This is a genomic window from Burkholderia reimsis, from assembly GCF_003294055.1.
Classification (GTDB): Bacteria; Pseudomonadota; Gammaproteobacteria; order Burkholderiales; family Burkholderiaceae; genus Burkholderia; species Burkholderia cepacia.
Genome location: NZ_QMFZ01000001.1, coordinates 403,589 through 424,410, shown reverse-complemented (window position 1 = coordinate 424,410; position 20,822 = coordinate 403,589). Strand labels below are relative to the sequence as shown.

17 protein-coding genes are annotated in these 20,822 nt (G+C 68.4%); 3 read left to right on the top strand and 14 right to left on the bottom strand.

Annotated features, from left to right (window positions below):
• Nucleotides 1-69 precede the first annotated feature (69 nt).
• The 5 genes from DPV79_RS01825 to DPV79_RS01800 all read right to left on the bottom strand — a co-directional run bounded on the left by DPV79_RS01825 (nt 70) and on the right by DPV79_RS01800 (nt 5,747).
• Complete coding sequence (locus DPV79_RS01825; protein ID WP_113044614.1) at nt 70-582, bottom strand: chloramphenicol phosphotransferase CPT family protein; 513 nt, start codon at nt 580-582, stop codon at nt 70-72.
• Nucleotides 583-944: 362 nt separating this feature from the next.
• On the bottom strand, nt 945-2,417 hold the full coding sequence (locus tag DPV79_RS01815) for an MFS transporter (RefSeq protein ID WP_113044612.1): 1,473 nt from the start codon (nt 2,415-2,417) through the stop codon (nt 945-947).
• Nucleotides 2,418-2,516: 99 nt separating this feature from the next.
• On the bottom strand, nt 2,517-3,536 hold the full coding sequence (locus DPV79_RS01810; protein ID WP_059648676.1) for a cyclase family protein: 1,020 nt from the start codon (nt 3,534-3,536) through the stop codon (nt 2,517-2,519).
• Between the two features lie 73 nt (nt 3,537-3,609).
• Nucleotides 3,610-4,890, bottom strand: coding sequence for a CaiB/BaiF CoA transferase family protein (locus tag DPV79_RS01805; RefSeq protein ID WP_048027291.1), 1,281 nt, complete (start codon nt 4,888-4,890; stop codon nt 3,610-3,612).
• A gap of 92 nt (nt 4,891-4,982) precedes the next feature.
• The gene (locus DPV79_RS01800; RefSeq protein WP_048027293.1) at nt 4,983-5,747 is read right to left on the bottom strand and encodes an IclR family transcriptional regulator; all 765 of its coding nucleotides are present in this window, start codon (nt 5,745-5,747) and stop codon (nt 4,983-4,985) included.
• 242 nt (nt 5,748-5,989) lie between these two features.
• Between DPV79_RS01800 and DPV79_RS01795 the strand changes: the two genes are divergently transcribed.
• The 3 genes from DPV79_RS01795 to DPV79_RS01785 all read left to right on the top strand — a co-directional run bounded on the left by DPV79_RS01795 (nt 5,990) and on the right by DPV79_RS01785 (nt 9,670).
• Entirely contained in the window at nt 5,990-6,892 is a 903-nt protein-coding gene (locus DPV79_RS01795; protein WP_059485604.1) for an HpcH/HpaI aldolase/citrate lyase family protein, read from the top strand.
• A gap of 184 nt (nt 6,893-7,076) precedes the next feature.
• Nucleotides 7,077-8,159, top strand: coding sequence for a porin (locus tag DPV79_RS01790; protein WP_113044611.1), 1,083 nt, complete (start codon nt 7,077-7,079; stop codon nt 8,157-8,159).
• Between the two features lie 44 nt (nt 8,160-8,203).
• Complete coding sequence (locus DPV79_RS01785; protein WP_113044610.1) at nt 8,204-9,670, top strand: MmgE/PrpD family protein; 1,467 nt, start codon at nt 8,204-8,206, stop codon at nt 9,668-9,670.
• A 16-nt stretch (nt 9,671-9,686) separates the two neighbouring features.
• On the opposite strand, the gene DPV79_RS01780 is transcribed toward DPV79_RS01785, so the two are convergent.
• The 9 genes from DPV79_RS01780 to DPV79_RS01740 form a co-directional block, all read right to left on the bottom strand.
• Nucleotides 9,687-10,616, bottom strand: a complete 930-nt coding sequence (locus DPV79_RS01780; RefSeq protein ID WP_048027736.1) for a LysR family transcriptional regulator — start codon at nt 10,614-10,616, stop codon at nt 9,687-9,689.
• 292 nt (nt 10,617-10,908) lie between these two features.
• Nucleotides 10,909-11,928, bottom strand: coding sequence for a cyclase family protein (locus DPV79_RS01775; RefSeq protein ID WP_059621316.1), 1,020 nt, complete (start codon nt 11,926-11,928; stop codon nt 10,909-10,911).
• Nucleotides 11,925-13,418, bottom strand: a complete 1,494-nt coding sequence (locus tag DPV79_RS01770) for an MmgE/PrpD family protein (RefSeq protein ID WP_113044609.1) — start codon at nt 13,416-13,418, stop codon at nt 11,925-11,927. The genes DPV79_RS01775 and DPV79_RS01770 overlap by 4 nt, the downstream gene beginning before the upstream one ends.
• On the bottom strand, nt 13,415-14,287 hold the full coding sequence (locus DPV79_RS01765; protein ID WP_113044608.1) for an HpcH/HpaI aldolase/citrate lyase family protein: 873 nt from the start codon (nt 14,285-14,287) through the stop codon (nt 13,415-13,417). The genes DPV79_RS01770 and DPV79_RS01765 overlap by 4 nt, the downstream gene beginning before the upstream one ends.
• Nucleotides 14,284-15,522 carry a CaiB/BaiF CoA transferase family protein gene (locus DPV79_RS01760; protein ID WP_113044607.1) on the bottom strand — a complete coding sequence of 413 codons (1,239 nt, stop codon included), beginning with the start codon at nt 15,520-15,522 and terminating at the stop codon, nt 14,284-14,286. Before DPV79_RS01760 ends, DPV79_RS01765 begins: the two co-directional genes overlap by 4 nt.
• Before the next feature lie 102 nt (nt 15,523-15,624).
• Nucleotides 15,625-16,788: a quinone oxidoreductase family protein gene (locus tag DPV79_RS01755; RefSeq protein ID WP_027792762.1), complete on the bottom strand. Its 1,164-nt coding sequence runs from the start codon at nt 16,786-16,788 to the stop codon at nt 15,625-15,627.
• Between the two features lie 58 nt (nt 16,789-16,846).
• Nucleotides 16,847-17,434 carry a hydrolase gene (locus DPV79_RS01750; RefSeq protein ID WP_060088822.1) on the bottom strand — a complete coding sequence of 196 codons (588 nt, stop codon included), beginning with the start codon at nt 17,432-17,434 and terminating at the stop codon, nt 16,847-16,849.
• Between the two features lie 9 nt (nt 17,435-17,443).
• On the bottom strand, nt 17,444-18,937 hold the full coding sequence (locus DPV79_RS01745; RefSeq protein ID WP_113044606.1) for an MFS transporter: 1,494 nt from the start codon (nt 18,935-18,937) through the stop codon (nt 17,444-17,446).
• A 643-nt stretch (nt 18,938-19,580) separates the two neighbouring features.
• Complete coding sequence (locus DPV79_RS01740; protein ID WP_021156595.1) at nt 19,581-20,672, bottom strand: triacylglycerol lipase; 1,092 nt, start codon at nt 20,670-20,672, stop codon at nt 19,581-19,583.
• Nucleotides 20,673-20,822: the final 150 nt, after the last annotated feature.

Genomic DNA, 20,822 nt, shown 5'->3' with positions numbered 1-20,822 from the left:
GGCCGATGACATTCGGTGCCGGCGAGTTTAAGGGAGAACGCAGCCTGTCAGGATCAAGCGCGACGACGATCACTCGCGCTGCGCGTCGACGTGGGCACGGATGCGGCGCGCGCCCTCTTCCGGCGTGCATGTCGACGTGTCGATGCGCAGCGCGTAAGGCCGCGAATAAGCCGGATGCCCGAACTGGGAGCGGGCCATGCCCTCGCCGCGATCGGGCCTCGCGCGTTCGCGCTGTTCGAGGATGTCCAGCGGGCACGTCACGCCGACGACAAAGGTCTGACGCGGCGACAGCGCGGCAAGGCATGCGTCGAGCGCGGCCGGATCCCGGAGCACGAGATCCAGCACGATCTCGAAATGGCTGGCCGCGATCCGTGCGAGCGTCGACTGCAGGTTGAGCTGATGGAGTCTCAGCGCCTGATTCAGCTCCTCGTCCGATCGCATGTCACGTCGGCGCGACATCTCGACGAACGCGTCGAGCGAGACGTGAAACGTCGGCACGTCCGACCCTTGCTGGAGCGCCCTGGCCAGGCTGCTCTTCCCTGCGCTGGTCGGGCCGTGCAATACGACGGCAACGGGTTTCATGGCGATGGTCGATGGGCGAGGTGCCCGGTTGCCGCGATGAATCAGGATGCTAGGGCCTGTTCACGCTAATAACGGGCTTGCGCTGGCCCCCAGAAGGGCCGAGCGCAAGGATTGCGACGACCAACGGAAGTCCCCGTGGGACGAAGCGAATACTCGACGTATTCGCGAGGAGCATGACGCGGCGATCGGCCCTTCTGGGGGCCAGCCCCACGAACGAATTTTTCTAAACAGGGGAACGTGCCTTTCCGCCCACATTGCGGCGTCGTGCGTCGCTTGTTTGGCACGGCCAAACGGCGCTCCTTACTCCTTGCACTGCGAGCGGAAAGGCACGTTCGCAAGCCCGTTATTAGCGTGAACAGGCCCTAGCCCAATTTTCGCCGCCCATCGACATGCCCGGCCGGCGCTTCGGCGAGCCCGCGCAACGCCGCCGCGTTCCCGGCGCCGTCCGCGATCTCGTCCAGTGCCCGGTTGTTGGTGCGCGGCCCGAACACGCCGATCGACACCATCACGATCAGCATGCTGCCGCCGATCAGCACGAACACGGCCGACACCCCGGCGCGTTCGAGCAGCAGCGCGACGATGAAACTGCTCGCGATCCCCGTCAGGCGGCCGATCGAATGCACGAAGCCGAGCGCGCGCCCGCGGATCTCGGTCGGAAACACTTCCGACTGGTACGCGGTGCCGTTGCTCGCGAGCACCGTGTTGGACAGCGTGACGAGCAAGCCGAACGCGATCACGAACGGCGCCTGCGCCGACATCGCGAACGCGGTGCCGAACAGCGCAACGCCGAACGCCGACGCGACGATCAGCCATTTGCGCTCGACCCGGTCGGCGAGCAGGCCGGCGACGAACGGCGACACCGGATACGCGAACGCGATCACGAACGCATACCAGAGGCTCTTCGTGACGCTTGCGCCCTGCGCGGCGAGCAGCGTCGGCAGCCACTGGCTGAAACCGAAGAAACCGATGCTCAGGAAGGCATTGAACGCGATCAGCATCGTCGTGCGGCCGCGATGCCGCGCATCCCACATCGACGGCGCGCGCTGTGCGGCAGTGGCAGTGGCCGTGGCCGCCGCGACCGGCGTCGGGACTGCGGGCAGCGGCCGGCCGGATTCCCGCTCGACGGCCTGCTCGAGCCGCTGCAGCACGGCTTCGGCCTCGGCCTCGCGGCCCGTGTGGGCGAGCCAGCGCGGCGACTCCGGCAACCGCGACTGCAGCCACCAGACGAAAACCGCGCCGCTGCCGCCGAGCAGCACGACCCAGCGCCATCCGGACATGCCGAGCGGATCGTGCGGCACCCATAACCACGACACCAGCGCCAGCACGGGCATCGCGAGATAGCCGACCGCGAAGCACAGCGCGAACGCGCGGCCGCGCACCGCCTTCGGCACCAGCTCGGTCAGGAACGCGCCGATCGTGATCAGCTCCGCGCCGATGCCGCAGCCCGCGATGAAACGACACACGAGGATGCCGAGCGCATGCGTCTGCACGCACATCGCCAGGCTCGCCGCCGTGTAGAGCAGCAGCGCGCCGGTGAACAGCGCGCGCCGCCCGAAGCGGTCCGCGAGGCGCGACACGAACATCTCGCCGACGAACAGCCCGGCGAACGTCGCCGCGCCGAGCGCGCCCTGGTCCGACATGCCGAGCACGCCGTGCGAGCCCGCGTGAAAGATGCCGTCGCGGATCAGCCCGGGCGGCAGGTAGGTCATCTGGAACAGGTCGTAGACCTCGAAAAACCCGCCGACGCTCAGGAACAGCACGAGCGTCCAGATGCTGGCCGTCGCGGGCAGGCGGTCGATGCGGGCGGCGATCGACGCCGCATGGGAATGAGACATGGCGATTCCTCGATGATCCGCCCGCGCGGCCTGCGCGAAGCGGCGAAGCGGCGAAGCGGCACACCCGGCGCCGGCGCGGCATGCGCGCGGCGCCGGCGTTCATACAGTGGCGACCGGATTGACCGGCGACCCGACGAGCCCGCGCAGGTGCAGCGGCGGCGCGGTCAGCAGGAAGCGGTTGCGCCGGTGCGCGTGCAGCCAGTCGGCGAGCGGCGTCAGGTGCCATAGCTCGCCGAGGTGAATGCCGAGCTTGAACAGGCACAGCTCGTGCAGCGGCATCAGCGCGCCGGGCCGCTCGCGCGCCCGCGCATCGCGCGGCCGCTCCTCGACCGCGTGGTTGTCCGCCGCGAGCGCGGCGAGCCCCGACGCGTCGATCCATTCGAGCAGGCGCGGGTCGTTGCCGTCGAGCACGCAGCACATGTCCGGCGCAGTGGGTTCGCCGCGCGCGTCGGCATCGAGCAGGCGATCGGCGAAGCCCGTATGCACGCACACGATGTCGCCGCGCTCGACGATCACGTCGTCCGCGCGCAGCACCGCCATCCACTCCGCGTAGCCGATCTTGCGCCGCTCGTCGCCGAAGTGGCGTCGCAGGTCGACGAGCACGCCGCGCCCCTGCACGCCCGTCTGCGCCATCACCTCGATGCCGAGCGCACGCGCGCCGCCGCGCGGCGCACCCGCTTCAGGCACCTGGATGTGCTCGTCCATCCGGTAGCCGTTGTAGAACACGCGGGCCCGCTCGCCGTCACCTGCCGGATCGAACAGCGAGCCGACGTGCGACAGCGCATCCCACTGCGTCGAGAACTGCGAATGCATGCAGAACGAATCGTCGCAGACCACATCGGTTGCGTTCGCAACCTGTTCATCCGCCCGATAGCCGAAATACGGCTTGTCGCCCAGCAGCGCCGGCATGATCGCCGGCGGCCGGCGCCGTGCGTTCAACCCGCCGCCGCGCGGCACGTCGAGCGGCAGGCTCAGCGAAAACACGCGGCCTTCGCGCACCTCCGCGACGCCGCGCAGCACCGCGTCGGCGGTCAGCCAGTTCAGGCGCCCTTTCTGATCGTCCGGGCCGAAATCTCCCCAGTTCGAGCCGGGCGGCCGATGGGTCCAGCGTGGTTCCATGGTGTCTCCTCCATGCAATGTCCAGGGTGCGGCGGCCGTCCTTCGCGGCCGCATCGCACGTCGCACGTCGCGCCTACCGCGTGCGGATCACGCCCAGCCCCGCGAGCCGCTCGTATTCGCGTTCGCCGAGCAGCGGCAGCAGGATCTCGCGATTGTTCTCGCCGAGCGCGGGCGCGGGCCGGCGAAACGTGCCGGGCGTGGCCGACAGGCGCGGCGTGATGTTGTGCATCGGCAGGCTGCCGACGTCGTCGTCCGGCAGCTCGACGAGCGCCTCGCGCTCGATCACGTAGTGATCCTGAACGATCTGCGCGATATCCTGGATCGGCCCGACCGTCACGCCCGCTTCTTCGAAGAACGCGAGATTGTCAGCGAGATCGCGCGCGGCGATGAATTCGCCGACGATCGCATCGAGTGCTTCCGCGTGCTGCACGCGCTGCACGTTGGTCGCGTAGCGCGGATCGTCGATCAGCTCCGCGCGGCCGATCGCGCGGAACAGCCGCTCGGCCATCGCCTGCGTCGAGCTCGACAGGCACAGCCATTTGCCGTCGCGGGCCCGATACGCGTTGCGCGGCGCGGTGTTCGACGAGCGGCTGCCGGTGCGTTCCTTGATCTTGCCGGTCATCACGTAGTTCGCGGCGGCCGGGCCGAGGATCGACAGCAGCGGCTCGAACAGCGACACGTCGATCACCTGCCCCGCCGCGCCGTGCGCGTCGCGCGCATGCAGCGCGACCAGCACGGCGATCGCGCCGGACAGCCCGGCCGTCATGTCGCCGAGGAACATCGGCGGCAGCACCGGCTCGCGATCGGCGAAGCCGTTGATCGCCGCGAACCCCGCATAGCCTTCCGCGAGCGTGCCGAAGCCCGGCTTGTGGCGGTACGGCCCGGTCTGCCCCCAGCCGGAGATCCGCGCGATCACCAGCTCGGGACGGATCGCGAGCAGGTCGTCCGGGCCGAGCCCCATCTTCTCGGCGACGCCGGGCTTGAAGCTTTCGACGAACACGTCCGCGTCGCGCACCAGCCGGCGGACGATGTCGATGCCCTCGGGCGCGCGCAGGTCGACGCACACGCTGCGCTTGTTGCGCCCGTATACCTTCCAGTTCGTGCTGATCCCGCCCGCGCCGACCGCGCGCAGCGTATCGCCGCGCTCGCTCTCGACCTTCACGACGTCCGCGCCGAAATCGGCGAGCTGCACGCTCAGCATGTTGCCGGCCATCAGGCGCGACAGGTCGACGACGCGCACGCCCGCAAGCGGCCCCTGCGCGCCGGCGTCGAACGGTTTCGGATGAATCGGGCCGGTGGACGCGCGACGGTGCGCGCCGGCCGCGTGAGCGGCCTGCGGGTCGGTAACGAACATGCTTGTCTCCTGGTTGGTGTATGCGTCGTGCGAGGCGGACTGCAAAGCGGACTTCGAGGCGGCCTTCGAGGCGCGCTCAGCCGCGCGCGGCGCTACTCGAGCAGCGCGCCGAGCTGGTCGGCCGCGCGAAATGCCGCGCCGGCAGCGGGCAGATCGCCGCCGAGCGCATGCGTCAGCTCGGCGGCGGCCGCCTGCACGCGCGGCAGGTAGTCGGCCAGCACCTTCTTGTTGAAGCGGTAACGCGGCACGCCGAGCGAGATCGCGCCGCTGAGCACGCGGCCGACGCCGAATGCCGGGCACGCGATCGCCGCGCTTTCCGGATCGCGCTCGGCGATCGATACCGCGTAGCCCTGCTCGGCCGTCTTCTCGTAGTCGCCGCCGCGCGTGCCGCTGAACGCAAGCAGCACGCGCCCGGCCGCGCCGACGTCGAGCGGGAAGCGGTCGCCCTCGCGCAGGTGCGTGCGCACCGAGCGCTGCGCCTGGATGCGGAACAGGCACACACGCTGGTCGCCTTCACGCACGTAGAACGCGGCCGTCTCGCCGGTTTCCGCCGACAGTCTCGACAGGATCGGCATCACGTACTCGCGCAGCTGGAACGACTCGCGATACATCATCCCGAGCTGGAACACGGCGGGCCCCAGCACATAGCGCCCGTCCGGCAGGCGCTTGATGAAGCGGAACTGCTCGAGCGACTCGAACATCCGCAACAGCGTGCTCATGTTGAGCCCCGTCTCCTCGCTCACCTGCGCGAGCATCAGCCCGCCGGGCGCGTTGCCGAATGCCAGCAGCGCGGTCAGCGCGCGGTTGACCGCGGCCACGCCGCCCTCTGCCGGACTGCTTGTCTCCACCTTGTTCATGTCCACCTCGTGCGATGCCGGGCTGTTCGTGTCAGGTCGGTGCCACGTTACGGCGGCCGGCATCAAAAAATGAAAGTCGCTTTCATTATACGCAGATCGTCGATGACATCAACATGAATCCGCACAGCTTCGTTCGGTCATCATCCTGCAATGTTCCTTGATACTAGGCGTTAACGATAATCTTGACGAATGCGGTCATCCACCACAAAAATGAAAGTGACTTTCATTTTATGAGACCGTAGATGAATTCATCGTCACAACCCGTCTGGCGCTCGCTGCTGTACGTCCCCGCGCACGTCCCCCGTTTCGTCGCATCGGCCGCCGCGAGCGACGCCGATGCGCTGATCCTCGATCTCGAGGACAGCGTCCCGCCCGCATGCAAGGCGGCCGCCCGCGACGGGCTGGCCGACGCCGTGCCGGCGCTGCGCGCGCCGGGCCGCGACCTGCTGGTGCGCGCCAACGGCCCGCTCGACCAGCTCGTGCCCGACCTGCGCGCGGCCGTCCGGGCCGGCGTGGACGGCGTCGTGCTGCCGAAGGTGCGCGGCGGCTCGCACATCGAGGCGATCGACGAACTGCTGGCCGCGCTCGAAGAAGAAGCCGGCGCGCTGCCCGGCCGCACGCGGATCGTCGCGATCGTCGAAACGCCGCGCGCGTTCCAGGCAATGGACCGGATCGCGCAGGCGTCGCCGCGCGTCGTCGCGATGATGCTGGGCGGCGGCGACTTCGCGCTGAACTGCGAAAGCGGCGCGAGCGCCGATGTGCTGCGCGTGCCGAAACAGTTGCTGATCATCGCCGCGCGCGCCGCCGGCATCCTGCCGCTCGGCCTCATCGGCGGCCTCGACGAACTGCGCGATCTCGACGCGTTCGAGCGCATCGCGCGCGCGTCCGCGGAGCTCGGTTATGCAGGCGCGACCTGCATCCACCCGCTGCAGGTCGGCGCGCTCAACCGTGCGTTCCGGCCCGACGACGCCGCGGTGCGCGACGCACACGCGGTGCTGGCCGCCTACGACGACGCACGCGCGAACGGGCGCGGCGCGCTGCGCGTCGACGGCCGGATGGTCGACGCGCCCGGCGTCGCCCGCGCGAAGCGCGTGCTCGCGCGTCACGCGGCGGTACAGGCGCGCGCCGACGGCGTGCCCCGGTAATGCGGGCACCGCCCTTCATCGCCGCGCGTCCGTGCGCGCGTCGCGCGGTGCGCGCACGCGTCCCGTCACGATGCCGTGCGTTCGCCACCCGGCCCGGATAGCGTCGCCCCGCAGTACCGCCGCACCGCTCGACCGGCGCGGCGCCGAACTCAAACAAAGAACAAACCCTGGAAGGAGACAAACCATGGGCAAGCGGATGTCCGCACTGTGCGGACTGGGCCTCGTATCGGCCGGCGCCTGCGCGCAGAGCACGATCACGCTGTATGGCGTGGCCGACATCTATACGGAATTCCTCACCCATCAGGCCGCGCCCGGCGACAAGTCGTCGGCATCGCTCGTGCGAATGGCGTCGGGCGGCAAGAGCGGCTCGCGCTGGGGCCTGAAGGGCGTCGAGGACCTCGGCGGCGGCTGGCAGGCCGCGTTCCGGCTCGAAAGCGGCATCAACCTGAACAACGGTACCGGCACCGGCGCGGGCGGCTTCGACCGCTCCGCATGGGTCGGGCTGCAGCACGAGCGCTGGGGCGCACTGCGGCTCGGCCACCAGTACACGACGCTGTTCGACGTGATGGAGCGCTATTCGCCGACGGGCGCGTACTCGACGCTGTACGAGCCGGCCGGCGCGATCGTCGGCGTCAACTTCCGCGAGAACAACGTCGCCAAGTACCTGGCGAAGATCGGCCCGCTGACGCTCGAAACGCACTATTCGTTCGGCGGCACGCCCGGCGCGTTCCAGTCGAACGCCGCTTATGGCGCCGGCTTCGACTATGCCGGCGGCGCATTCTCGCTCGCCGCCGCGTTCGACAACGTCAACACCCCGCAGCCGGGCGGCTTCGCGCATTTCCGCCGCTACGCCGCCGCCGCGATCGCGTCCGTCGGACGTGCGCAGCTGCTGGCCGGCGTCACGTACGGCCAGAGCGGCGTCGCCGCGCCGTCGGTCGTGACGCGCTACACGTTCTGGTGGGCCGGCGTGCGCTACGCGATCACCCCTTACCTGCAGGCGGTCGGCGCGCTTTATTACGAGGACATCCGTGCGCAGAATGCGCCGAACGCGCAGACACCCACGCCGCACCCGGCCAACCCGCAGCAGGTCACGCTGCAGCTGAACTACTTCCTGTCGAAAGCCGTCACGCTGTACCTGGCGGGCGGCTACGCGCGCCGCGCCGCGCTCGATTTCGACAACTACAACTACAACTTCCTCCACTACACGCTGGCCGGCGACCGCGCCAGCAGCGCGGGCGTGGCACTCGGCCTGCGCAAGCTGTTCTGACCTCGCCTCTCCCCAGTTTCAGGAACCTTCGGAGTCTTCGCACAATGAACCGCCGCCACTTCCTTTCCACGCTGACCGGCGCGGCGCTCGCGCTGCCGTTCGCCCACGCCCGCGCGGGCGTGCCGCCGGCCGCCGCCGCGCCCGGCCGCCCCGATCTCGCGCAGCAGCTCGCCGACTACGCGGCCGGGCTGCAGTATCGCGACCTCGACGCCGCGACGATCGAGACGATCAAGGCGCACCTGATCGACGCGCTCGGCTGCGCGATCGCCGCGCACGACGAACGTCCGGTGCGGATCGCGCGCGACGCGGCGCTCGCATCGCCGGGCGGCGTGTCGACGATCGTCGGCACGAACCAGCGCACGAGCCCCGATCTCGCCGCGTTCGCGACCGGCACCGCACTGCGCTACTACGATTTCAACGACGCGTACGCCGGCAAGGAGACCGGCCATCCGAGCGACAACATGTCCGCGTGCCTCGCGGTCGCCGAAGCGCAGCATGCGAACGGCCGCGACCTGATCCTGTCGATCGCGATCGCCTACGAGATCGCGTGCCGGCTGATGGACGCCGCCGCGATCAGCCCGCGCGGCTGGGACCACACGTGCTACAGCCTCCCCGCCGTCGCGCTCGCCGCGGGCAAGCTGATGCGCATGCCCGCGCCGCAGCTGGTGCAGGCGGTGAACCTGTCGATCAACAGCCATCTCGCGCTGAACCAGACGCGCGTCCAGGAATTGTCGAACTGGAAGGCGCTCGCCGATGCGGACGCGGCGCGCAACGCGGTGTTCTCGACGCAGCTCGCGCGCGCCGGGCTGACCGGCCCCGCGCCGATCTTCGAAGGCATGGCGGGATTCTTTCCGCAGGTGTCCGGGCCGTTCGCCGTCGACACGCGCGAATTCGGCGGGCGCGGCGGCGCGTTCCGGATCTGCAAGTGCTTCGTGAAGTTCTATCCCGCGCAAGGGCTCACGCAAACCGCGATTCCTGCCGCGCTCGACGTCGCCGCGCAGGTCGGCGACCTGCGCCGCATCCGGCGCATCGAGATCGACACGACCGAAGTCGGTTATGTGACGGCCGGCCGCGACCGCGAAAAATGGGCGCCGTCGACGCACGAGACCGCCGATCACAGCCTGCCGTACATCGTCGCGCGCGCGATGCTCGACGGCGACATCACGACCGAGAGCTACCGGCCCGACGCGCTGCACGATCCGGCGCTGCGCGCATTGATCGAGCGGATCACGGTGCGCGAGGACCCGGCGCTGACCGCCCGCTATCCCGCACACGCGCCGAACCGGGTGACGGCCGTGTGCGAAGACGGGTCGACCTGCACGAAGCAGGTGGACGACCTGCCCGGCTCGCCGACGCGGCCGATGCGGCGCGACGACTACGATGCTAAGTTCACGAAGAACTGCCGGCGGCACTGGGGCCCGGCGCAGATCCGCGCGGCGCTCGATTACCTGTGGCGGCTCGACGAGCAGCCCGACATCGCGACGCTGCCGCCGCTGCTCGTCGTCGGCTGACCGACGTGAACGAACCCTAAGCTTCCGCCGCGACGCCGTGCCGTTCGAGCGCTTCCGCGACCTCGACGATGCGGCTGCGCAACCACGCGTGCGCGTTGCTGCCGTCGTAGCGCCGGTGCCAGTACAGCGACCACGCGACGGGCTCCATCGCGAGCGGCAGGTCGCGGATCACGAGCCGCGCATCGTCGAGGCTCAGCGCATGCCGCTCCGACATGATCACCGCATACGGCAGCGCATCCAGCATGTTCGGCACGACGAGCCAGTGCGGCACGTTGAGCGCGATGCGCCGCGTGCAGTTCATGTTCGCAAGCAGGTTGTCGACCAGGCTGTGGTCGACCGGATTGATCGTCACGTTGAGGAAGTCGAGCGCGAGGAACCGTTCGAGCGTCAGCGGCATGCCCGCTTCCGGATGGCTGCGGCTCATCACGCAGACCATCCGGTCATGAAACACGATTTGCGACGACAGCGCGCCCGAATGTTCGAGGCCGGCGCTGATCGCCAGGTCGAGCAGCCCCGATTCGAGTGCGTCGGCGGTCTTGGCGGCACTCATGTGCACGACGTCCATGCCGATATTCGGGCTGGTCAAGCGCATGCAGCGCAGCAGAGCCGGCAGCAAAAGCAATTCGGTGAGATCCGACATGCGCAACGTGAAATGGCGCTCGGACGTAAAAGGATTGAATTGATAATCCGATTCAAATAATTCCTCGATTTGTTGCATGATCTGTCGAATCGGCATCGCCAGTGCCTGTGCGCGCGGCGTCAACTCCATGCCGACCGCGGTGCGCGCCAGGATCTCGTCCTTGAACAGGAACCGCAGCCGCGCCAGCGCGTTGCTGACGGCCGGCTGCGTGAGGCCGACCTTCTGGCCGGCCCGGGTGACCTGTTTCTCCGTCAATAGCGCATCGAGTATGACCAGCAGGTTCAGATCGATTGAACGTAGATTCATGTTTGCGACCATCCACTAAACAGGTTAAACACCGCCTCCGATTGCGATTTCGAAATTCCGCAATCGGAGCAATCCCCTGATATTTAGTGCAATGCACAAGAATAGTCCAATCTTGACGTATCTATATTTTTAGGTATCGAGCGGTATTGGTTAATTTTTTAAATTAGTTGGTCCGTTTCGCATCGATTCTTCCGGATACCGTGCCAATCGGCCATTTGATTCGCGATTTTTGAAAAAAGGTCGCATTGCAAAAAAATGCGGGCGAGCGCCGCCCCGGCGGCCGCCCGCAAGCTCAAACGGTCGCGACCGGATTCGCCGGTGCGCCGACCAGGCCGCGGATATGCAGCGGCGGCGCGGTCAGCAGAAACCGGTTCCGGCCGTGTGCATGCAGCCAGTTCGCGAGCGGCGTCAGGTGCCACAGCTCGCCGAGGTGAATGCCGAGCTTGAACAGGCACAGTTCATGAAGCGGCATCAGCGCGCCCGGTTGCGCGAGCGGCTGCGCATGTTGCGGACGTTCCTCGATCGCATGGTTGTCGGCCACGAGCGCGGCCAGCCCCGATTCGTCGATCCATTGCAGCAGCCGCGCATCGCCGCTGTCCAGCACGCACGCGCTCGCGACCGTCGCCGGCGATCCACCGTCGTCGTTCAGCAGCAGATCCGCAAAGCCGGTGTGAATGCAGACGATGTCGCCGCGCTCGACCTGCACGCGGTCCGCCTCCATCACCTGCATCAGTTGCGCGAAGCCGACCTTCGTGCGCGCGTCGCCGAAATGACGCCGCAGGTCGATCAGCACGCCGCGCCCCTGCACGCCCGTTTGCGCCATCACCTCGATGCCGAGCGCGTGCGCGCCGCCCGTCGCGTCGCCCTCTTGCGGCACCCGCAGATGCTCGCCCATCCGGAAGCCGTTGTAGAACACGATTTCAGGCACGCCGTCGTCGTCCGCGTCGAACACGCCGCCCACGTGCGACAGGCCGTCCCATTGCGTCGAGAACTGCGAGTGCATGCAGAACGAATCGTCGCAGACCACATCGGTTGCGTTCGCAACCTGTTCGTCCGCGCGATAACCGAAATACGGCTTGTCGCCGAGCAGCGCCGGCATGATCGCGGGTGGCCGCCGCCGCGCGTTCAGCCCGCCGCCGCGCGGCACGTCGAGCGGCAGGCTCAGGGAGAACGACAGCCCTTCCCGCACTTCAGCCGCGCCCTGCCGCACCTTGTCCGGCGTCAGCCAGTTCAGCCGCCCCTTCTGATCGTCGGGACCGAAGTCGCCCCAGTTCGAGCCGGGCGGCCGCTTTTTCCAGCGGGGTGCATTCAAGATCGGTGTCCTCCTTCAATGCCTGACGTCAGCGCCGCGAGCGCATCGAGCGGCGCATCGTCGGCGAGCGACCGTACCGCGTCGCGCAGCGCGAGCGCGCGCTCCATGCCGAGCGCCGAACTCGCCGCCAGCACGAATTTCGCGGTGAGTTCCTGCTCGGTCAGCGGCCGCGAATTCGTGCCCTTGCTCGACTCGATCCACGCCTCGCGCACTTGCCCGTCGCGCAGCTCGACGCGCAGCACGGCCGGCAGGAAATGCGGGAAGCGCGCATCGCACCACGGATCGGCCACGCAGCGCACCTTCGCGGCCAGGGCGCGCCGTGCGGGGTCCCGCGCGAGCGCATCGTCGAAATCGTCGAACCAGACGCCGAGCCCGCCGCCGCCGAGCAGCGCCGCCGCGACCGTGTACGGCCCCGAGAACGCCGCCGCATAACCGTTCGGCGGATTCGCCTTCAACTCGGCCGGCTCGCCGATCGTGCGCAGTGTCGACGTCGCGACCCGCAGCTCGGCCGACACCACGTCGTCCGCCGTCACGCCTTGGGCCTTCAGTTGCAGCGCCGCGTCGATGCCCGGATGCGTGAAGTGGTTGCACGGATACGGCTTGAAGATGATCCGGCTCGTCTCCCATTCGTCGCCCAGGTCGCGCAGTACCGCGTCGACGTCGGCGAGGTCGCCGCACCATGCGTGGAAGAAGCCGAAGCGGCCTTCGAGCGCGGTCGGCGGCGCGGTGACGCCCGCGCCCGCCAGTTCCGCCGCGCTCACGCCCGCATGCGCCGCCCAGCCGCAGTGGATCCGCTTCACCGAGCCGCCGGTGCGGTTCGCTTCGAGCAGGCCCGCGCCCATGCTCGCGGCAATGCCGAGCGCCGCCGCGATCTGCGCGGCGTCGAGCCCGAGCAGCATCGCCGCGGCCGCCGCCGCGCCGACCGTGCCGCAGATCGACGTCGCGTGCTGGCCGCGCTCGAAAAACACCGAATTGCCGAGCCGCTCGTTGTAGGCGGCGATGCCCAGCCGGATGCACACCTCGGTGCCGACCGTGATCGCATCGAGCAGCGCCGCGCCCGACGCGCCGCTCGCCTGCGCGGCGGCGAGCGCGGCCGGAATCACCGACGCGCTCGGATGCAGCACCGACAGCATGTGCGAATCGTCGAAGTCCATCGCATGCGCGAGCGTGCCGTTGACGAGCGCGGCACTCGCGGCCGGCAGCCGATCGGGCGCGCCGATCACGCTCGCCGGGCCGGTGCCCGCCCAGCGCCGTGCGACCTGCAGCACCGACTGCACGACCGGTTCGTCGTGCGCGATCAGGCTGTTGCCGACCACGTCGAGCACGCGCGCGGCGGCCTCGACGCGCAGCCGGTATTCCAGCCCTCCGGCGCGCACCTCCGCCGCGAAGCGGCCGAGCGCGCCGACGATGCCGTCGGGTGGCGCGGGCCGGGCCGGTGCGACCGGATCGGCGCCGGCCGCCGGAGCGGAAAGCGTCTCGGGTGTGCTCATGCCATTGCTCCACTGAGTCGAAGATTGTTCGCGAGCGCGAGCGTCACGCGCGCGTTGGCGATCAGCGGCGGCGCGACCACGCGGCCGTCCGGCAGCACGAAGACCGACGACGCCGAAGCCTTGCCCGCTGCCGCATCGACCGCCTCGAGCACTCGCTCGGCCGCGCGGATCTCGTCGTCCGACGGCGTGAACACCTCGTTGATCACCGCGAGCTGCGACGGATGAATCGCGAAGCGGCCGAGGAACCCCATCGACTTGGCGCGCAACGTCGATTCCCTCAGCCCGTCGAGATCGGGCAGCGTGTGATAGACGGTCTGGATCGGCCCGGCGAGCCCCGCCGCGCGGGACACCACGACGCAGCGCGCGCGGCACACCTCGAGCGTGAAGTTGTCGACGCCGATCTGCAGGTCCGCGCGCAGGTCGCTCTCGCCGAGCCCGATCCGTTCGAGCCGCGGCGACGCGGTCGCGAGCTGGTAAGCCGTCTCGACACCGTACGCCGACTCGATCAGGATCTGGATGCCCGCCTCGCTGCCGAGCGCGTCGAGCCAGCCCGCCACTTCCTGGATATGCTGCGGCAGGTCGCATTTCGGCAGGCGCAGCGCCTGGAGCGCCGGCTGCGCGATCGCGTCGACGTCGTCGCGACACCACGGGCTGCCGATCGGGTTGATCCGCACGTAGGTCGGCTTCGGCGGACCTTCCGCGAGAATCGCGGCGGCCGCCTCGCGCGCTTCGGCCTTGTGGCTGGCCGGCACGGCATCCTCGAGGTCGAGCACGATGGCATCGGCCTCGCTTGCATACGCCTTGCCCACCACCTGCGCCTTGTGCGCGGGCACGTAGAGGTAACTGCGGTAGGTTGCGCTGGTTTTCATACAATGCCCCGTTCGGTCAAATCGGCGATCTCGTGCCGCTCCAGCCCCAATGCGCCGAATACTTCGTCGTTGTGCGTGCCGCGCGCCGGCCCGCCCCAGCGGATCGCGCCGGGCGTGTCGGACAGCCGGAACGGCACGTTGTGCGTGCGGAACGCCCCGAGCTCCGCATCGGGCACCGACACGACCGAGCCGAGCGCCGCGTACTGCGGATCGCGGAGCACGTCGGCGACGTCGTAGATCGGTGCGACCGCCGCCTGCGCGCGCTCGAACTCGGCGATCACGTCGTCGCGCGAGCGCTGCCCGATCCAGCCGCCGACCGCCGCATCCAGTTCGTCCGCATGCTTCGCGCGCTCGGCGCCGTTCGCGAACCAGGGTTCGTCGATCAGGTCCGCACGGCCGACGAGGCGCATCACGCGCTCCGCGATGCTGTGCGCCGACGTCGACAGCGCGACCCACTTGCCGTCCGACGTGCGGTACACCCCGCGCGGCGAATTGTTCGGCGAACGATTGCCGGTACGCTCGGGCACCCGGCCCGTCTGGTCGTAGCTCGCGACCTGCGCGCCCATCGCGGCGAGCATCGTCTCGATGATCGCCAGATCGACGACCTGGCCGCGCCCGGTGTGCTCGCGCGCCTTCAGCGCCGTCATGATCGCGAACGCGGCGTTCAGCCCGGCGACGGTGTCGGCGAGCGGGAACGACGGCAGCAGCGGCGGCCCGTCGGCCTCGCCGGTGACCGACGCGAGCCCGCTCATCGCCTCGGCCAGCGTGCCGAAGCCGGGGCGGCTCGCATACGGGCCGAACTGCCCGAAGCCCGTCACCCGCACGAGCACGAGCCGCGGGTTGATCGCGGACAGCACGTCGTAACCGAGCCCCCAGCGTTCGAGCGTGCCGGGCCGGAAATTCTCGACGACCACGTCCGCCTGCGCCGCCATCTCGCGGAAGATCCGCTGGCCGTCGGCTGTGCCGAGATTCAGCGTGACGGCCCGCTTGTTGCGCGCGAGCACCTTCCACCACAACGGCACGTCGTCGCGACGTGCGCCGTACTTGCGCGCCGGATCGCCGTCCGGATGCTCGACCTTGATCACGTCGGCGCCGTAGTCCGCCAGCATCGTCGCCGCGAGCGGGCCCGCGAACAACGTCGCGGCGTCGATCACGCGAATGCCGTCGAGCGGCGCCGGTTTGGACGCGCTCGACGCCGCACCGGTGTCGACGCCCCCCATTTCCACAGTGGCCATGCCGTTCTCCAGTCAGATGGATTGCACGGCGCGCCGCACACCGACATCATCTGCATGACTAATCGTCCTGCAGCGATGCGGGCGCGGCGCGCGACCTGCCGCTCAGACGGCGTTGATCCGGTAGATCGGGAAATACGTCTGGATCTTCCCGTTCAGGTAGTCGGACGCGAGCTTCGGCACCTCGTCGAAATCGAAGATCTCGGTCGGCTCCTCGCCGATCCAGCCGCTCGTTTCCTGGAAATCGCGGATCGTGATGCTGTCGTCGTAGCGCCACGCGTGCGTGTGGATGTGCAGGCGGCGGTTGATGCATTCCGTCGCGCGCAGGTTCCACAGGCGCATCCCGGTCTTCCAGCCGACCGTCGTGACGATACCGGTGCGGCCGACCACGCGCATCGTCGCGCGATACAGTGCGCCGCCGAGGTTGTCGAGGAAGATCGCGACGCCGCGGCCGCCGCTCAGCTCCGCGATCGTCTCCGCGAACACGCGCTCCGACTCGCGATAGCTCGCCTGGTACTCCGGATCGGTCTTGTAGCGCTCGTCGTCATACGCGAGGTTCGGGAACTTGCGGCGATCGACCGGCGTGATGCCGAGCTTCGCGAGCTCCTCGAGGCGCCGGTCGTTGCTCGCCGTCATCGCGACGCGAAAACCCTCGCGCTTCGCGAGCTGCAGTTCGGCGAGCGTCGTGCCGCCGCCCCAGCCGAATACCAGGTAGTCGGCCGGATCGACGTCCGGCAGCTGCGAGCGCCAGCACGTCGACGCCACCTTCCAGTTGTCCCACGCGGTGAAGTAGCGGCCGTACGTCGCCCATTGCAGCAGCGAATGCCGGCTGTCCGTCGGCACCGCCACGAGGTTGTCGGCGCGCATCTTGGTCCGCTGCGCCATCACGCCGATCGTGCCCGGCGCGTCGTATGCGTAGACGAGCTCGGCGAACCCGTATTCGTCGCGCTTGCCGAACGGCATCACCATGCAGATCTCGCCTTCCTTCAGCGTCTTCACGCCGCTGCCGCGCTCGACGATGCGCACCAGCGCACCGTTGCCGAGCACGATCTTGTCCTCGCGGCGCTGCCGGCAGATGTCGACCGGATTGCGCGACAGCGCGTGGTCGAGGTTCGCTTCCCACGATCCGTACAGCGGCTCGACCAGCACCTCGTCGGCTTCCAGATCGGAGAATTCGAAGGTCTCGCGACGCAGCTCGCCCGCCACGGGCGCCTGCTTCCTGCTCGGTTCCGGTCCTGCGTAGAGAACCCATGCATCGGTCTTGATCATCGTCATGCCTCGGTAAATGACTCTGTTTGAATGGTGCACGCCGAACACGCCGCTTCGTTCAGCGCGAATACGCCTGCTTCAGTGCCGCCTCCACGTCGGCCGTCGCGGCGACCTGCCCGAGCTTCGGGAAGATCTGCGTCAGCGCGAAGGTCTGCGCGTCGGCGGACGACGTGCTGACTGCGTCGCTGACGACGACGACGTTGTAGTTGTTCTCGTATGCCTGGCGCGCCGTCGATTCGACGCCGATGTTGGTTGCGATCCCGGTCAGCACGATGTCCGTGATGCCGCGACGACGCAGCTGCACGTCGAGGTCGGTGCCGGTGAACGCGCCCCACTGGTGCTTCGTCACGACGATGTCGGACGGCCCGACGCCGAGCGCCGGCGCAAACGCGCTCCATTCGGGGTCGAGATTCGGCGGCGCCGACGGCGCATCCGTCCTGACCTTCAGCGCGACACCGCCGTCCGGCTGGTAGCTCGTGTGCACGTAGATCACGGGGAGCTTCAACGCGCGGAACGCGGTCGCGAGCTCGACCGTCTTCGCCACGACCTGCGCGCCGGTGTAGGGCACGACCGGCAGCGACACGATGCCGTTCTGCAGATCGATGGCGACCAGGGCGACCGTGCGATTGAGCGTCGGAGTGGACATGTCAAAACCTCACTTCTGTTGGGGGATGGAAGAAGCGGCGGTATCCAGGTGCCGGCTCGACGCTGCGTTGAGCAGCAGCAGCACGCTGATGACCGCCAGGACGATGGCCAGCTCGCGCAGGCCGCGATCGCTCGCCGGATGGCCGAGCGCCAGCCCGACGAGCGCAAACGACAGGCTGCCGCCGACATACTGCGCAGTGCGGTACAGCCCCGAGGCCGTGCCGATCCGGTCGTGCGGCGCACTCTGGTAGAGCGCGGCCTGGTTGCCGAGATTGTTGAAGCCGTTCGGCACGCCGAACACGATCGATAGCACTACGATCGACCAGATCGGCATCGCGCTGGTGAGCAGGCTCATCACGACGCTGCCGACGCACAGCATCGCGGAGCCGATGATCAGCACCGGCCGCGAGCCGTGACGGTGTGCGAGGCGGGTCGCGAGCATCGTCGCCACGGTGCCGATCCCGGCGACCGGCAGCATCACGAGGCCGGCGTCGGCGGCGGACAGGCGCTTGGCCTCCTGCAGCCACATCGGCAGCGCATAGAAGATCGCGTAGAACACCGCGTAGGTGCCGACGCAACGCAGGTACGTACTCGTGAGCGCACGGTTGTCGCCGAGCATGCGGATGTCGATCAGCGGCGTCGCGGCCCGCCGCTCGTGCCCGACCAGCACCGGGCACAGCACCAGCGTCGCGACGAGCAGCAGCCAGTCGGGATCGTGCGTGACCGATTGCAGGAACAGCAGCAGGCTCGCGAGCGTCAGGACGAACAGCACGACGCCCGGCAGGTCCAGTTCCTTCAGCGTGCCCCGCAGCGTGCGGCGTTGCTGCGCGCCGCGCGGGACGACGTCGGCCGGAATCCACAGCCACGCCAGCACGAACGCGAGCAGCACGATCGGCACGTTGATCCAGAAGATCGCGCGCCAGCCGGCGAACTGCACGAGCGCGCCGCCGAGCGGCGGCCCGAACGCGACGGCCACCTGTGCCGCCACCGAGATCGCGCCGAGTCCGCCCGTCGGCGTCGCGCCGTTCGCGTGCCGCTGCGACCACGTGCGGATCATCGCCATGCCGGCCGGATACGCGGCCGACGTGCCGATGCCGAGCGCGACGCGCGACGCGATCAGCCACCCGAGCGACGGTGCGAACGGCGCGAGCGCGGATGCGATCAATACGATCGCGAGGCCGATGCAGAAGATCCGCTTCGCGCCGAACCGGTCGGCCAGCCGCCCCATCGTCGGCTGGCCGACGGCCGTCGCGAGATAAAGGCCCGACACGAGCCACAGGGTGTCGATGCGTTCATGCCCGTGCGGGTTGAACGCCTGCTGGATGCTGACGAGCGCGACCGCGATCATCGACGAGTTCAGCGCGTTGAGCAGCGTGCCAAGCACGATCGGGCCCACCAGCCTGGCCGGCAGGCGCGGGCCCGCCGCACGCGCATTGCCGCCTGCCGGTGTGACACCGGAAGTCGGGGCTGACACTTTGGCAGGTCGATCGCGGTTCGTTGTCATGGCATCGTCACAGGGTGGTTTCGCGTCGCTCGATCAAATTCGAACGTGCGTTCACCTTACCGTTACGATTGCCGTGAATGAAATGGATTGTTGCGATGCACACATTCGTCGCTTGAATGCGGATCGCGAACCGCGATGATCGAGCGTGTCTCCGGCGAGCCGGGAATGACATCGTCAAACGCCCTGTATTCCTTTCTGGACGGTCATACTCTCGGGTCGAGATGAATTTTTACGTTGGAGTACGAAGCGATTTTTTTCGTGCACTTCCAACGACTGATGATCGTTTTATGCGGCGGTGCAACGGGAATTCAGAGCGATGGCTCTAGACCGGCACCACACCCGGGAGTGCGGGGTAATCGATGTCGTTGCGCCCTGCGCCCGCAGGGTTGAGATCCTGACGCGTTCGAGACCGACGCGGCAGCATGGCCGATCGCCGTCACGACAGCGCGCCGACGCCTCTGGAACGGTTCCACGATGATGCGCGTATCGACCGCGCTGAGGCACGGATAAGCCATGCGCAGGTGACCGTTATCGACGACGCGCCAAAGAAATCGCTCGATACACGACGATCCGCCCGATCACGGCAGGCGCGACGCCGGACATGCCGGCGTCGCGCGATGCCGCGCTTGCTTCCTGTCATCGATTACACGCCTTGATTCTTCAACCGGTTCGCGTGCGTGCGGATTACCGCAACCGGATCCTCCACATTCGCGCCGAGCACGCCGAGGATCTGGTTGATCGCATCGGTGTGATTCCAGTGATACGTGCCGAGCACCTGGCCAAACCGCGCGCTGCATTGCGACACGACGCCATCGTTCGGACCGGCGCTGCGATTGATCATCACCGTGCCGCTGCCGAGGAGTGCCAGCGTTGACGGATCGAGCGCGTTCGCCGGATCGGTGACCCCGCTCACGCTCGTATCGACGGCCCCTGTCACGCCGGCCACCGTCGCTGTCGGCTGGATCGCCGTGCCGCCCCACGAATAAAGCAGATGCGTATTGCCGCCGACAGTCTCCGTTGGCGCGCCGGTTTGACACGAGCCCGGCGCACCGAGACCGGCGCTCGGGAATTTCTGGTTGTATGCGGCGGCCTTTGCCGTCGTCAGCACCGACAACGCCTGAATCGCATTCTGGTTCGTATTGAAGTTGCTGCTCGTCAACGTGCCGAGCGCATTCGCGAATGCGCCGAGCACGGTCGACGACAGGCCGGTCGGGTCCGTCTGCAACAGTTGCTGGACGAAGTCCGCGAATTGCGAGCCCCAGTGCGGCGTACTGATCGTCGTCACCGATGCGACCAGTTCCGGTGCAACGGACGCAACATAACGCGATGTCAGGCCGCCCTGGCTATGGCCGATCAGATTCACCTTCTGCGCGCCCGTCGCCGCGAGCACCTGCTTCACGAATGCAAGCAATTGCTCGCCACGCCCGTTCGGGCCATCGTCGCTCTGGAAGCCGGACAGGTTGGCAACGTATACCGCCGCGCCGTGCGCCCGCAGGTCCTCCGGAATGCGATACCAGTACTCGACGACGCCACCGTACTTGTCGGTGCCGGTCAGCCCGTGCACGAGAATGATCGGGTACCGGGTCGCCGCGTAGTCGTCAACGGCGGTCGTCGCGGCGGAAGCGGCCTGTGCGCCGGCCAGCGACAGAACGGTTCCAACACTCGCGGCCGGGGCCGCGTTCATGGCGATCGCCACCACGGTCGCCACTGCCTTCGCTCGTATCGATCTGCTCATCTTGCTCTCCATTTTTTACGTACATGTCAGTTGCTCGAGGATGAGGATGCGGAAATCGCTGATGCAGCGACGCTTCCGGCAACGAAGCGTCGCCCGCGCGCGGGATGTCGGCCGTACCGACTCGACGGCTTGGCGCGACGGCTCGGCGCG